The 14483-nt window shown below is 46.3% G+C and carries 10 protein-coding genes; 7 read left to right on the plus strand and 3 right to left on the minus strand.

Features of this window, described 5'->3' with window-relative positions; translation table 11 throughout:
- Positions 1–47 precede the first annotated feature (47 nt).
- Complete coding sequence (locus tag QUB33_RS13010; protein ID WP_333350995.1) at positions 48–2522, minus strand: phosphoketolase family protein; 2475 nt, start codon at positions 2520–2522, stop codon at positions 48–50.
- Between the two features lie 765 nt (positions 2523–3287).
- Here QUB33_RS13010 and QUB33_RS13015 point away from each other — a divergent pair.
- Both QUB33_RS13015 and QUB33_RS13020 read left to right on the plus strand, forming a co-directional pair.
- Positions 3288–3509 carry a DUF433 domain-containing protein gene (locus QUB33_RS13015; RefSeq protein WP_333351067.1) on the plus strand — a complete coding sequence of 74 codons (222 nt, stop codon included), beginning with the start codon at positions 3288–3290 and terminating at the stop codon, positions 3507–3509.
- Positions 3496–3927, plus strand: a complete 432-nt coding sequence (locus QUB33_RS13020; RefSeq protein WP_333350997.1) for a DUF5615 family PIN-like protein — start codon at positions 3496–3498, stop codon at positions 3925–3927. Before QUB33_RS13015 ends, QUB33_RS13020 begins: the two co-directional genes overlap by 14 nt.
- A 43-nt stretch (positions 3928–3970) precedes the next feature.
- On the opposite strand, the gene QUB33_RS13025 is transcribed toward QUB33_RS13020, so the two are convergent.
- Both QUB33_RS13025 and topA read right to left on the minus strand, forming a co-directional pair.
- Complete coding sequence (locus tag QUB33_RS13025) at positions 3971–4219, minus strand: hypothetical protein (protein ID WP_333350999.1); 249 nt, start codon at positions 4217–4219, stop codon at positions 3971–3973.
- A 409-nt stretch (positions 4220–4628) separates the two neighbouring features.
- Positions 4629–7388 carry a type I DNA topoisomerase gene (topA, locus tag QUB33_RS13030; protein ID WP_333351001.1) on the minus strand — a complete coding sequence of 920 codons (2760 nt, stop codon included), beginning with the start codon at positions 7386–7388 and terminating at the stop codon, positions 4629–4631.
- A 444-nt stretch (positions 7389–7832) separates the two neighbouring features.
- On the opposite strand from topA, the gene QUB33_RS13035 reads away from it, so the two are divergent.
- The 5 genes from QUB33_RS13035 to QUB33_RS13055 all read left to right on the plus strand — a co-directional run bounded on the left by QUB33_RS13035 (position 7833) and on the right by QUB33_RS13055 (position 14146).
- Positions 7833–8606: a VOC family protein gene (locus QUB33_RS13035; protein ID WP_333351003.1), complete on the plus strand. Its 774-nt coding sequence runs from the start codon at positions 7833–7835 to the stop codon at positions 8604–8606.
- Between the two features lie 382 nt (positions 8607–8988).
- Positions 8989–9354, plus strand: coding sequence for a GAF domain-containing protein (locus tag QUB33_RS13040; protein WP_333351005.1), 366 nt, complete (start codon positions 8989–8991; stop codon positions 9352–9354).
- Positions 9355–9390: 36 nt separating this feature from the next.
- Positions 9391–9612, plus strand: coding sequence for a hypothetical protein (locus tag QUB33_RS13045; protein ID WP_333351007.1), 222 nt, complete (start codon positions 9391–9393; stop codon positions 9610–9612).
- Positions 9609–12797, plus strand: coding sequence for an ATP-binding protein (locus QUB33_RS13050; protein ID WP_333351009.1), 3189 nt, complete (start codon positions 9609–9611; stop codon positions 12795–12797). Before QUB33_RS13045 ends, QUB33_RS13050 begins: the two co-directional genes overlap by 4 nt.
- Positions 12794–14146 (plus strand): response regulator, encoded by a 1353-nt coding sequence (locus QUB33_RS13055; RefSeq protein ID WP_333351012.1) that lies wholly within the window; start codon positions 12794–12796, stop codon positions 14144–14146. Before QUB33_RS13050 ends, QUB33_RS13055 begins: the two co-directional genes overlap by 4 nt.
- Positions 14147–14483 lie beyond the last annotated feature (337 nt).

A 14483-nucleotide genomic window follows, 5' to 3' on the forward strand; every position in this document is an offset into this window, starting at 1 on the left:
GATCCTGTGCCGGACACGGCAATGCCGTGTCCTTACCCAGAATATCGCTAGCCCGGTGCACCCGATCGCACGGCTTGTTGTGCAGTCGCCGCCGGATCTTTCGTTTCCTGCGGCGGTTCCGGCGAAACCGGGCCCGCGTGCGGCCACTTCCAGTCGCGGATTTCCGGCATATCATCGCCGTGCTTGGTGATATACTGCGTGTGCTCGATCAGCTTGTCACGGATAGCTTGTTTGCCGTAAGCTGCTACAGAACTCAGTTTCGGAACGCGATCGAGTACATCTCCAACTAAATGGAATCGATCGAGGTCATTAACCACCACCATATCAAACGGCGTCGTAGTCGTTCCCTCTTCCTTGTAACCCCGAACGTGAATATTCGAGTGATTCGTGCGGCGGTAAGCCAATCGGTGAATCAGCCAAGGATAGCCGTGAAAAGCAAAAATTACCGGCTTATCTTTCGTGAATAAACTATCAAAATCCTTGTCAGACAAACCGTGGGGATGTTCTGTCGAAGGCTGAAGAGTCATCAAATCCACCACATTAACCACCCGCACTTTTAAATCAGGATAATCTCGGCGGAGAATGTCAACAGCAGCCAAAGTTTCCAGCGTCGGAACATCACCCGCGCAAGCCATCACCACATCCGGTTCGCCACCTTTATCATTGCTAGCCCACTCCCAAATGCCGATGCCCGCCGTACAGTGTTTAATCGCAGCATCCATATCCAAATACTGCAATGCCGGCTGCTTCCCTGCAATAATCACGTTGACATAGTGGCGGCTGCGGAGACAGTGATCCGTTACTGACAGCAAAGTGTTCGCATCCGGCGGCAAATAAACCCGCACAACCTCCGCTTTCTTGTTAATTACGTGGTCGATAAAACCGGGATCTTGGTGAGAAAAACCGTTGTGGTCTTGCCGCCAAACGTGAGAAGTTAGCAGGTAGTTGAGAGAGGCGATCGGTCGGCGCCAAGGAATGTCGTTAGTAGTTTTCAACCACTTGGCGTGTTGGTTGAACATCGAATCGATGATGTGAATAAACGCCTCGTAGCAAGAGAAAAAGCCGTGGCGTCCCGTCAGCAAATAGCCTTCCAGCCATCCCTGACATAGATGTTCGCTGAGGACTTCCATCACCCGGCCGTCGGGGGAGATGTGGTCGTCTTCGGGCAAAATTTCCCCCGCCCACACCCGGTTCGTCACTTCAAACACCGGATCGAGGCGGTTTGAGGCCGTCTCGTCAGGCCCGACAATGCGGAAATTCGCGTTTTCCTGATTCAGTTTCATCACCTCTCGCAGGAAGCGGCCGCAAACGCGGGTTGCTTCTCCCATTACAGTGCCCGGTTTTTGCACGTCAACGGCAAAGTCTTCAAATTCCGGCATTTTCAAGTCTCGCAGCAGCAGGCCGCCGTTAGCGTGGGGATTTGCCCCCATCCGCCGAGATCCCTTGGGTGCGAGTTCTGCCAATTCGGGAATTAACTTGCCCTTTTCGTCGAACAGTTCTTCCGGCTTGTAGCTTTTCATCCAATCTTCCAGGAGTTGGACGTGTCCCGGCTTAGAAGCCATTTCCGAAAGTGGGACTTGGTGCGATCGCCAATAATCCTCAGTTTTCTTACCGTCAACATCCTTCGGCCCCGTCCAGCCTTTGGGAGTTTTCATCACAATCATCGGCCACTGGGGACGACCGGAATAGCCCTCCGTCCGGGCTTTTTCCTGAATCGCCTTAATTTCGCCGATCGCAGTATCGAGAGTTGCAGCCATCAACTGGTGCATGGTTTCCGGGTCTGAACCTTCCACCCAATAAGGTTTGTAGCCGTAACCCACCATCAAACTTTCCAATTCCTCGCGCGGAATGCGGGCCAACAGCGTAGGATTGGCAATTTTGTAGCCGTTCAAGTGCAAAATCGGCAACACAGCCCCGTCTCGAACCGGGTTGAGAAACTTGTTAGAGTGCCAGCTAGCAGCCAGCGGGCCGGTTTCCGCTTCCCCGTCGCCGACAACGGCCGCCACAATCAAATCGGGATTGTCGAAGGCCGCCCCGTAAGCGTGCACCAGGGCGTAGCCGAGTTCGCCGCCTTCGTGAATCGAACCGGGGGTTTCCGGGGCGACGTGGCTGGGGATACCGCCGGGAAAGGAGAACTGTTTGAACAGCCGTTTGATACCGTCTTCATCTTGGGAAATGTTCGAGTAATATTCGGTATAAGTCCCTTCGAGATAGGTGTTGGCGACCAAGCCCGGCCCGCCGTGTCCGGGGCCTGCGATGTAGATGGTGTTGAGGTCTTGGGCTTTGATGATGCGGTTGAGGTGAACGTAGATGAAGTTTAAACCTGGAGTGGTGCCCCAATGTCCGAGGAGTCTCGGTTTGACGTGTTCGATTTTGAGGGGTTCTTTGAGTAGGGGGTTGTCGAGGAGATAGATTTGTCCGACGGATAGGTAGTTTGCCGCCCGCCAGTAGGCGTTCATTTTATGTAGTTCTGAGTCGGAAAGCGGCTTTAATTGCGGGATCTCGGTTGTTCCTAGCATCATCAGCGATTGACTCCTGAGTTTTGGTTGTTTTGTAAAGTGCGATCGAGAAGTGCGATCGATATTAATTTTTTATCTGTGACATTTTGTCTTTAAACTCGATGTCTTCCACGCAAACTCTTGAATTCTAGCTCGTTTATACCTAAATAAAAGTTTAAATCAATGTTAATTTCTGGCTAAATATTGCACGAGTTTGATGCAATGAAGGCGGCTACTTGCGGGGATCAAGCAATTCAGCAATACATAATATGATTTATACAATAGTTTTTGTAGGCTGTGCACTCCGCACTGAGCCGTAGTATATGTTGCGAGTCGTAGGATGTGTTGTGCCAGTCCCCAAAAAGATACTTCTCAAGGTAGAAGCCATAAGGATTTATAGGTGAAGTTAATTTCACTTTGTGCCTGCTGATGGCTGATACCAGTTATCAAAAAAAATTTAACTGTAGGCAATATCCAAAGCTTTATGTCCTCAGTCATTCCCCATTCTTTAATCTAAAATTAAAAATAGTCTGACTCCTTTTGGGTTAATTTTTTTTAGGTTCGTTTAAGCTCAGGGTAAAAGGGCAATCACTTTTTATAATGAGAGAGATTTAGCCTGAATTTAAACAGATATAGCAATGCTATTTCATTTGTGAAAAAGCTTTTTTTTATGAACCGCAGAGGCGCAGAGGGCGCAGAGGAAGAGAGCAGAGAGAAAGGAATTGCGTATAATAGCAAATACATATTATCTAATTATTAACGCAAAATTTAGCTAACACCTGCCAAGGAATTAGCCAAACTCTCGGTGTCTGTGGGGGTGACGCTTGTATGAGAAATACTGGCATTCCTATTTGGGAAGTGGTGAGCTTTCATCGTTTGGGTATGAACGAGTTTCGACTCTTAGATAACTATCCCACACTAAATGCTACTGATTTAGCAAATGCGTCGGCTTATGCGGCAGCTTTTCCCGATGAAAGTGAAATAGCTATCCGCCACAATGACGAGGATTGAAATGATGGCGCGTCTTTATGGTGACGAACAATTTCCCAGAGAAATTGTAGAATTGCTGCGCGGGATGGGGGAAAATATTCTGACAGTGCAAGCAGCCGGAAAGGATAACCTAAAAAATCCGGACGCAGAAGTCTTAGCTTTTACAGTCAGTGAAAATCGAGCTGTTTTAACTCAAAATTGCCGTTATTTTATCAGACTGCACAGCTTACAGTCTGACCCTGGTGGAATTATTGTCTGTAGGGGAGAGGATGATGTAACAAGAAGGGCTGGTAACATTAATCAAGCTATTTCCTCACTTGAAACATTAACAGGTCAAGTGATTCGAGTCGATCGCACTCTCGGCGCAATCTATATCTTAAGCGATCGCCACAAAGTAAACTCAAGCAATCTCAATCCGAAAATCACTGCATCGGTTTGATTGCTGGCTAGATGCCATCGCCGATATTTCCCGCTGAAAAAACTTAGGAGGCGACTAAAACAGGACTCTCTGAAATCCGGCAAACATTGGACACAGTTGGCTGCTGCGAAACGACTCGCACTTCGTGAGAATAGCGGGGACGCGGGTCATTTTCTAACCAGATGGGCGGTACCATCATCACTTCATAGTAAGCGATCGTATGCAAAACCCCAGGCTGGGACTTCAACTCCACTGTTAAGCCAGCTCGGTACTCAAATGCTTCTTCCCAGTCTAGGTTTTCATTGATACCCATAGCACTCGCGCCTCTTAATCTTGTTTCTTTTGTCCATTGTAGGGCGCTACATAAAAGATTGGGTACTTTCTGTTGCTTGTGATACAATTTGTAACCTTATATATACGTTTCCTGACAATTCAACAGAGAAGAGCAATTGTCAATAAGTAAATAGGATGATTTGACCGACGGGTGACAATCAAGCCCAAAAGCTAGGCTTGACAAGCGTTTGAGTTGAGATGTCTCACAAAAAATAGGGGCGCGCGAACCGTACAGAGGCTGATGACAAATACCTAAGAGAAGAAAATTGTCAGGACTAAACTCCTTACTACAAACCTATTTTTGTCATGTTGTCTAGTATTTGATAAATAAAAAAACCCGGTTTTTTGAATAAACCGAGTTTTTGGGATGAGGGAAAACTCAACTAATTTTACTTAGTTGTTTTCTTGGCTGTTGTCGCAGTCGCCGTCTTTTTAGCAGTGGTTTTCTTCGCCGCAGTCTCCGTTGTTTTAGCAGTGGTTTTCTTCGCGGCCGTCTCGGTCTTTTTAGCAGTGGTTTTTTTCGCAGCCGTCTTCTTCGTTGCAGTGTCCGATTTCTCCGCAGTTGCCTTAGTTGACTTCTTCGACTTGCTGCTAGTTTTTGGGCCCGCTGCTTCCTTGGTTGCTAACAATTCCAGTGCTCTTTGTAATGTGAAATTCTCCACAGATTCATCCTTCGACAAAGAAGCATTGATATCGCCGTGTTTCACATAGGGGCCGTAGCGGCCGTCGTAAACATTGATCGGTTCTCCCGACTCTGGATGTGCGCCCAATTCCTTTAAAGGTGTGGCTGATTTGCTGCGGCCGCGGGCGGCTTTCGGCTGCGATAATAACTCTAATGCCCGATCGAGCGTTATCGTCAAAACATCATCAGGCGGTTTGATCGATCGATAATCTTTACCCACCTTACCCTGGTCGTGAACCACATAAGGCCCGTACATCCCCAAATTAGCTTGCACCTTCGCCCCCGTATCCGGGTGAGTGCCCAACAACCGAGGTAAAGTCAACAAACTCACCGCCATATCCAGCGTCACGGTATCCTTATCCGTCCCCTTCGGTAAAGAAGCCCGCTTCGGTTTCTTGTTCGTTTCCGAAACATCCCCTAACTGAACGTATGGCCCATAACTGCCAATCAGCACATAAATCGGTTCCCCGGTTTGCGGGTGAAGACCCAATTTTTCCGGGCCTTCCATTTTTTGCTTTAACAGAAACTCCACCTGTTCCGGGTCTAAATCGGCCGGCGTCAAATCTTGGGGAATCGATGCTTTTACCAGGCCTTCTTCGCTTTCAGATTCCAGGTATGCGCCGAATTTGCCGATGCAGACTTTAGCAGAAATATTCTCCAGTACCACAGTTCGGGCAACTTTCGCGTCAATCTGACTTTCCTGTTCTTTAACTTGGGTTGCGAGTCCGGTTTCCCCTGTATAAAACTTTTGCAAATACGGCAGCCATTTCGCCTCGCCGGTGGCAATTTCATCGAGGGTTTGTTCCATTCTGGAAGTAAAACCGGTGTCTACTAAATCGGGAAAATGTGTTTCCAATAAAGTCGTGACGGCGAAAGCGGTGAATGTCGGAATTAGGGCGTTAGCTATTAATTTGGCATATCCTCGATCGACAATTGTACCGATAATACTCGCATAGGTACTCGGACGGCCCACACCTTCGCTTTCTAGCATTTTGACCAGAGAAGCTTCCGTGTAGCGGGCGGGAGGTTGAGTTTCGTGGCCAACTGCCCCTAAATCCTTACAATTAGGTTTATCCCCCACCTTCAGCGCCGGCAAAATCACCTCTTGGTCTTCCAACGCCGCATTCGGATCGTCGGAACCTTCCACGTAGGCCCGCAAAAAGCCGGGAAAATCAATGCGTTTGCCGCTGGAACGGAAACCGGCATCTTCTACTTGAGTTTGTACCGTAACGTGAGTTTGGCGGGAATCGGCCATTTGAGAAGCGACAGTCCGCTTCCAAATCAAATCATAGAGGCGGAAATCAATGCCATCTAATCCCGTTTGCTGGGGAGTCCGAAAAGTGCTGCCGGCGGGACGGATAGCTTCGTGGGCTTCCTGGGCGCCTTTGCTTTTGGTGGTGTATTTGCGCGGTTGGGGGCTGAGGTATTCGCTGCCGTAAAGTTCTTGCACGCAACTGCGCGCCGCTTCGATCGCCTGTTCGGACAAATGTACCGAATCCGTCCGCATATAGGTGATAAAACCGCGTTCGTAGAGACTTTGGGCAATCCGCATAGTTTCCCGCGCACCCAGCCGCAGCTTACGGTTAGCTTCCTGCTGCAAAGTCGAGGTCGTAAACGGCGGCGAGGGTTTGCGGGTGACTGGCCGTTCTTCAATATTGCCGACAGTCCAGGGTTTGTTTTGAATGCGTGAAAGTAAAGCCCGCGCCTGTTGTTCGTTCAGCAAAAGTACGCGGCGGCCGGAGATAATTTGCCCGGTATTTTCATCAAAATCGCTGCCGTTTGCAACTTTCACATTGCCGACAGTCACGAGTTTGGCATCAAAGGAAATCTTGCCCTTTTCCAAAAGGGCTTTCAAATCCCAGTAGCTACCTTGGCGGAAAGCGCGGCGTTCGCGTTCCCGGCGCACCAACAGGCGTACAGCGACTGACTGTACTCTACCGGCGGACAAACCCCAAGCGATTTTTTTCCACAGTAGCGGAGAGAGTGTGTAACCGACGAGTCTGTCGAGAATTCGGCGAGTTTCTTGGGCTTGTACAACTCGATTGTCGATATCGCGGCAGTGAGTCAAAGCATCGCGGATAGCTTCGCGGGTGATTTCGTGAAACACCATCCGCTTGATGGGAACTTTGGGTTTGAGGATTTGCAGCAAATGCCAGGAAATGCTTTCGCCTTCCCGGTCTTCGTCAGTGGCTAGAATCAGTTCTGTGGCGTCTTTGAGGGCGTCTTTGAGTTCTTTAACAATTTTCTTTTTATCTTTCGGGATGACGTAGAGGGGTTCAAAGTCTGCTTCCACGTTTACGCCCAGTTGCGCCCATTTTTCTCCTTTAACGGCTTCTGGTATTTCTTCGGCGGAGGATGGTAGGTCGCGGACATGGCCCATCGATGCCTCTACACGGTAGGTGGAGGGCAGGAAGTTGCGGATGGTGCGGGCTTTGGTCGGAGATTCGACGATGACTAAGGTTGACATGGCATCTTTTAAATATGGATGGCAGCGCAGCTAGAGGGTCTAAGTTAGAGAGTTTAGGTCAGATGTCAAGGCTTCTTTCAACTTTGGGCGATTATTTTCAAACTACCTTAATTTTTAAGTTACTGCCGATCGGGTGGCAGGTGACAATGTGATGGGATTTTACTGCTGTGGGGGCAGAGGCTGCGAATCGCGTCTCTACAAGATGCACTCCTTGGATGACCTGACTTTAGCAGAATTGTCGGTAACTGGATGTTGAGACTGCAGGATGCGGGCGGATGGTTCCTCAATCTAGTTGTAACTTGAAGCTTGGGGAAAGTTGGGGCGATCGATTTTAGATTTTAGATTTTAGATTTTAGATTGGGAAAGATTTACTGACTAGAGGTTTGGGACTATCGATTTTAGATTTTAGATTGGGAAAGATTTACTGACTAGAGGTTTGGGACTTTGGTACAGTACGCTGTGCAGCATAAGCGTGGCGATCGCAAAAAAAGCAATCACAGAGGATTAAAATTACTGGAGCGATCGATCAAGTCTCTGAACAATGCTATGACATTTGAATTCGACCATCTTTTCATCCTTACTGATATTGGTGCTTCGGAAGCTAATCGTTTATCATCCTTCGGTTTAGTTGAGGGTGGATCTCGCATTCATCGCGGACAAGGTACAGCCAATCGCTGTTTCTTTTTCCATAACGCAATGTTGGAATTGTTATGGGTTCACGATCCAGAAGAGGCGAAGTCTGAGCCAATTCATCAGACTCGTCTTTGGGAGCGATCGACAAATCGGAATAATGGTGCGTGTCCATTTGGCATCTGTTTGCGTCCAGCCAAAGGTTCTGAAGACACAGTTGCATTTTCTAGTTGGGCATATCGTCCACCTTATTTATCTGAAACGATGAGTATCGCAGTAGGAACAAATAGTGATGTTTTGACTGAGCCGATGCTATTCCAAATTTCCTTTGGTAAACGTCCAGATCAATACTCGGCCCAGAAGTCACAGCCTTTGGAGCATGGTGTTGGTTTACGTGAAATTACTCGCGTAGAATTAGTCAGTCCTGCTGCCAATAATCCGTCACCAGAACTTCAAGCAGTGCTTGAGACAAATCAGCTAAAGTTACGGATAGGAACCGAGTATTTGGTGGAGCTGGGTTTTGATGGAGAAGTGCAGGGACAACAGGTAGATTTCCGACCAGGATTGCCGCTTATTATCAGTTGGTAATCTAAAACCGTAAAACAATTAATAATATGACTTCAGTATCGAACGAGCTGCGAGCGTTCGTACAGAACGCGGACTGACAAGTTCAAACAGATTAAAGGCAATTGAGAACTTTCCAGGTTTACTGAGTAAACTAGAGATATACTAACCCCCAATTTATTGAGGACTGGAAAATGGAGACAATTACTGACCTGCCTGGGTATCGCATAACAGAACAACTAGCAACAATTTGGGAGATAAGTAGGTACGCGCTGTAAAACGCAATTCTGTAAACGATTGTAAAGTATCCTTAGCCCTAAGCGTGGCTAAGTCAGCCCTGTTTACATACTGTTACATAGATCAGTTTAATTCCGCCTACCTACTTACGCTAGATTTAACTACTGTGATGAAAGCTTCGCAAGCGATTTCGGGTGAAATATTTTTGAGTAGGCTGCAGGAAAGATTGATGAAAATTGCTATCAAAAATGCGGGGACCCAAAAAGGTTTTTTGATTTTAGAAAAAGCGGGAAACAGGGCGCTAGAAGCGGAAGGTTCGGTGAAGGAGGATGCAGTTAGCGTGCTTGCAAGTGCGATCGCCAACTACGTCATCCGCACCCAGGGAAATGTGATGTTAAATAACGCCACCCAAGAGGGACAATTTACCTGCGCTCCTTATATTGCAGCCACTCAACCGAAATCGATTCTCTGCACTCCTCTGCTGCACCAAGGCAAGCTAGCAGGCATTCTTTACCTGGAAAATAACCTGACTTAACGGGCTTTGACTACAGATAGCCTATAGCGGTTAAAAGTGTTATCTACCCAAATTGCCATCTCCATTGAAAATGCCCAACGATATGACCAATTAGGGGGCTACTCGCGAACGCTGGAACGTAAGGTTATAGAAAGAACTCAAGAATTGCAACAGGAAATTGCTCTCAGAATGCAGACAGAAAGAGCTTTGGGCCAGTCGGAGGAAAAGTTTTCTAAAGCCTTTGGTTCCAGTCTTAACCCGATCGCGATCGTCCGGTGAAAGCCGGCATCGTTTATATGCTCAAACTCGTCCTGTTGGTAGAGGACAAAATCCACGCCCGCAACACTAGAAGAAGTCTGGAATCTAACAGCGATCTCATTTTACATTTAATTAACATGAAATCACAGTATCGATCGTCAACCAGTCTAATCCTGCTCATCCTCCTAATCCTGAGTTATGCAGGTAACTACTTTAGCATTGCGATAATTTTCCATCTAGACTGGCTATTTGGCAGTGTATTTACCATGCTGGTCGTGAGACTGTACGGATGGGGCTGGGGGACGCTCGCAGGGGCGATCGCGGGTTCCCACACAATCCTATTATGGAAACATCCCTACGGCTTTATCCTGTTTACCCTAGAAGCATTTTTTGTCGGCTGGGGATTGCGACGGCGCAGCAATAACTTACTTCTGCTCGACGTGATTTATTGGGGATTAATTGGGTTTCCCTTGTTGTGGTTACTATATGCTGGCGTTGGCAAGATTGAACCCAGTTTGGTGCTATTTATGTCACTAAAAAACCCAGTCAATCTAATTTGTAACGCCTTAGTAGCAAGTTTAATTCTAAATCATACGCCCATTGCTCAGTGGACCGGTCGTTCCCCAGCAACGAAAATCATGAGTTTTGAGCAAACTCTCTTGAATTTGTTCGTTACTTTTGTGTTTATCCCAACTGTCATCCTGACGATTTGGAACTGCGATGGGGCTACCGCTCAGCAAGAACGTTATATCTTAGCAAATTTAAACTCTACAACCCAGAGTATAAGCAGAGAACTGCGGAACTGGCAGCAGCGTAGCCAAAACATGATGGCCGAACTGGCAGTCATTGCCAAGAATAGCAATTTGTCTCAATCAAATGCCCTCCAAACATCCACTGAGTTAGTCGAGCAAGCCTTTCCAGAATTCCGCAATATTTACATCACTGATACTCAAGGAAAAATCATTGTATCAGCTATTCCCACAACTTCGAGCGAACTGGAACGATTAAAATACAATTCGTTTCTGATGGAGAAGCAGCCCAAACTTTCTGACAGTATATTGCTCGATCGCACTAACTTCTCTAGCATGATTCAAAGCGTGCCGATCTTGGAGGGCGATCGTCTGGTGGGTCAGGTATTGGCAGAAATTGATGTTAATGCACTCGATCGCTGGTTAACCCAGAATTATCCAGCCTCCACAGATCTGATTACCGTGCTGAATTCGCAGCAGCAAGTGATTCTCAGCACTCGTCAGGATCTCAAGTTATTACAACCATTCGATCACAATGACAATGGCAAAATACAGCAAGTAGATGACACCACCCACCGTTGGATTCCCATTGTTCAAAATATGCCGAAGGCGGTACGCTGGCGAAAATCGTTCTATGTTCAGAAAGCAACCATCGGTGATAATTTTCCGTGGCAATTAGTCGTCGAAATGGCTAGTGCTCCCCATCTAGTTCTCTTAAATAGACTTTATACAAATAGTTTTGCAGTCTTGACTGCGATCGCGATGTTGACACCCCTGCTGACTAAACTTATCAGCCACCGTCTAATTCAACCTTTGCAGCAACTGACTAACTTTACCACCAATTTACCAAATAAGCTGATTGAACGTAAAGAATTACAATTACCCATCAGCCGCGTAACCGAAATCAATGTCCTGACAAACAACTTCCAAATCATGGCAGGTGCTCTCCAGGAGAAGTTCCAAGAAATTCACTATGCCAGCCAAGAAATTCAGCAAGCCAAAGAAGTTGCAGATGCGGCTAACAAGGCTAAAAGCGAATTTTTATCAAAAATGAGTCACGAACTGCGAACTCCCCTCAATGCAATTCTCGGCTTTACCCAAGTGTTAGCCCGCGACTCATCCCTTTCTCACATACAGCAGGGACAGCTCGGCATCATTAGTCGTTCTGGCGAGCATTTGCTGACGCTGATTAATGACGTGCTGGAAATGTCTAAAATCGAAACAGGTCGCCTTACCTTAAATCCTACTAGCTTTGACCTGTATCACCTGCTCCATTCTCTCCAAGAAATGCTCAAACTCAAAGCTGATTCTAAAGGTTTACAGCTCAGTTGGCACATCAATTCTAACATTCCTCAGTATGTAAAAACTGACGAAAGTAAATTGCGTCAAGTCTTAATTAATCTGCTAGGAAATGCGATAAAGTTTACTACGAAGGGAAGTGTAACGCTTCGGGTTGCAGCAATTAGTGCGAAACAAAAGTCCCCAACAGACAACGAACCACGGACTATTACGTTTGAAGTGGAAGACACTGGTTATGGCATTGCTCCTACTGAGATAGATTCTTTATTTGAGGCTTTTGTACAAACTGACGCGGGTCGGAAATCTCAAGAAGGAACTGGCTTGGGTTTACCCATCAGCCGACAATTCGTACAACTGATGGGAGGAGACATTACCGTCAGCAGTACCTTGAATCGAGGAACAATTTTTAGTTTTGATATCCAAATTAGCTCCCCTGAGATGGCTGAAGTTCAACCTCGACAATCAAGAAGGCGGGTAATTGGTTTAGAACCCAACCAACCCTCATATCGCATCTTGGTGGTTGATGATAAATGGGAGAGCCGTTTGCTATTGATTCATCTTCTCGAACCGCTTGGCTTGGAGGTGCGCGAAGCAGTAAATGGTCAAGAAGCTATTAGAATCTGGGAAACTTGGAAACCTCACCTAATTTGGATGGATATGCAAATGCCTGTGATAGACGGGTATGAGGCCACCAGACAAATTAAAGCCAAGATTCAAGATGAGGCTACCCCGATTGTTGCGTTGACCGCTAGCGCTTTTGAGGAGGAGCGAGCCATTGTTTTAGCATCAGGCTGTGACGATTTTGTGAGCAAGCCTTTCCAAGAAGAAGTTATTTTTGCGAAAATGGCTGAACATTTAGGGGTACAGTATATTTATGAAGATTTACCGAACTTTACATTATCTCAACTTGAGGGTCAAGAATTGAGTGTAAAAGAAGGGGAAAAAACTGAACATTTAAGGACAACTTTGGCGACAATGCCTGCGGAGTGGGTGATACAGTTACATCATGGAGCTATCGATGCTGATGCAGAGCTAATTTTAAGTTTGGTCGCCGCAACCCCCGCATCTAATACTTCTTTCGCGGAGACCATCGCTGATTGGGCTAACAACTTTCGTTTTGATAAAATTACTAACTTAACTGAAGAAATTATTCCATGAACAGTCATCAATTAGAATCTCATTTGGCAAATCTTTTAGTGGTTGACGATACCCCAGACAACCTGCGTCTTTTATCCACTATGCTGAGCGACAAAGGGTATAAAGTTCGGGGCGTAATAAACGGGGAAATGGCATTAAAAGCAGCGCGTTCTACCCCACCCGATTTGATTTTGCTCGACATCACGATGCCCCAGATGAACGGCTACGAAGTTTGCCAACATTTAAAAGCGGATGGCAGAACTTCGGGTATCCCAGTTATTTTCTTGAGCGCCCTAGATCAAGTATTGGATAAAGTCAAAGCATTTGCTGTGGGAGGAGTAGACTACATCACCAAGCCATTTCATTTAGAAGAAGTTTTAGCTCGTGTCGAAAATCAACTAACTATTCAGCGTTTGCAACAAAAATTGCACGATCAAAATGCGCGATTGCGGGAGTCTGAAGCTAAAGAGCGGGAGAAAGCTCACCAGCTAGAGCTGGCTCTACAACAGTTACAACATACGCAAGCTCAACTCATCCAAAGCGAGAAAATGTCAAGTTTAGGGAATCTCGTAGCAGGGGTAGCTCACGAAATTAACAATCCGATTAGCTTCATTAAAGGGAACCTCTCGCCCGTAAGGGAGTACACTGAAGATTTGCTGAGGCTGGTGCAACTCTACACAGAAGATTTCCCCAATCCCACAGCAGCTATCCAGAAACAACTGGAGGCAATCGATTTCACTTTTCTCAGGAATGACTTGCCGAAGCTAATTGCTTCTATGAGCATAGGAGCTGACCGAATCGGAGAAATAGTGCAATCGCTGCGGAATTTTTCCCGCCTCGATCAAGCTGAGTTGAAAGCGGTGGATATCCATGAAGGAATTGAGAGTACGCTGATGGTTTTGCAGCATCGGCTGAAAGATGAAGCAGACCAAACGATAATTAAAGTGGTAAAAGAGTATGAGGCTCTGCCAAAGATAGAATGCTACGCGGGGCAAATGAATCAGGTTTTTATGAACGTCCTGACTAATGCGATTGATGCGTTGCAATCACAAAAAAGTTGGGCAAATGATGCAGATGATAGCAGCCCAATCCCTACTATTACTATTTGCACGAAGTTACTCTCCAACTTTCAAGTGGGTATTTATATTACTGATAATGGACCTGGCATAACCGAAGAGGTTAAACCACGCATATTTGACCCCTTTTTTACAACGAAGGAAGTGGGCAAAGGAAAGGGTTTGGGGTTATCGATTAGCTATGCTATCGTAGTGGGCGATCACGGCGGGCAACTCCGCTGTCTTTCGGTACCGGCTCAAGGGGCGACATTAGCCATCGAAATTCCGATTCACGTAAAGATTCAGCTCAGGTGAAAAGCAGTAAAACCTATACCGTGTAACCATTTGATCGAATAACGATTCTTATTAAGAAACCATGAAAGCTTTTATTTTCGTACCTCTTGAGAATTAAGCTGTTGATTTAGCGAATGCTTGAATTCTATAAGTCCTTCTTTGACTACGTTTTAGATACCTGAATCCTTACGATTCACCACTCTAGGAAATGTTTTACTAAAGAAGATTTGGTCGGGTTATAAGCCACACTAAAATCCAAGTAGTCAAAAAGGGTGTAAAATCAGGAAGCGTGTTTATTTATGAGTCAGTTGATTGGCAATTTTTACACAAATTTCTATTAATCACAAGCTGATACTTT

The organism is Microcoleus sp. B3-A4, from assembly GCF_036705385.1.
GTDB lineage: Bacteria > Cyanobacteriota > Cyanobacteriia > Cyanobacteriales > Microcoleaceae > Microcoleus.

Bases quoted from the DNA above. Each gene is read 5' to 3' on its own strand.
- QUB33_RS13055 (WP_333351012.1), top strand. From the start codon at position 12,794: ATGAACAGTCATCAATTAGAATCTCATTTGGCAAATCTTTTAGTGGTT.
- QUB33_RS13020 (WP_333350997.1), top strand. From the start codon at position 3,496: ATGACGAGGATTGAAATGATGGCGCGTCTTTATGGTGACGAACAATTT.
- QUB33_RS13040 (WP_333351005.1), top strand. From the start codon at position 8,989: ATGAAAGCTTCGCAAGCGATTTCGGGTGAAATATTTTTGAGTAGGCTG.
- QUB33_RS13025 (WP_333350999.1), bottom strand. From the start codon at position 4,219: ATGGGTATCAATGAAAACCTAGACTGGGAAGAAGCATTTGAGTACCGA.
- QUB33_RS13010 (WP_333350995.1), bottom strand. From the start codon at position 2,522: ATGATGCTAGGAACAACCGAGATCCCGCAATTAAAGCCGCTTTCCGAC.
- topA (WP_333351001.1), bottom strand. From the start codon at position 7,388: ATGTCAACCTTAGTCATCGTCGAATCTCCGACCAAAGCCCGCACCATC.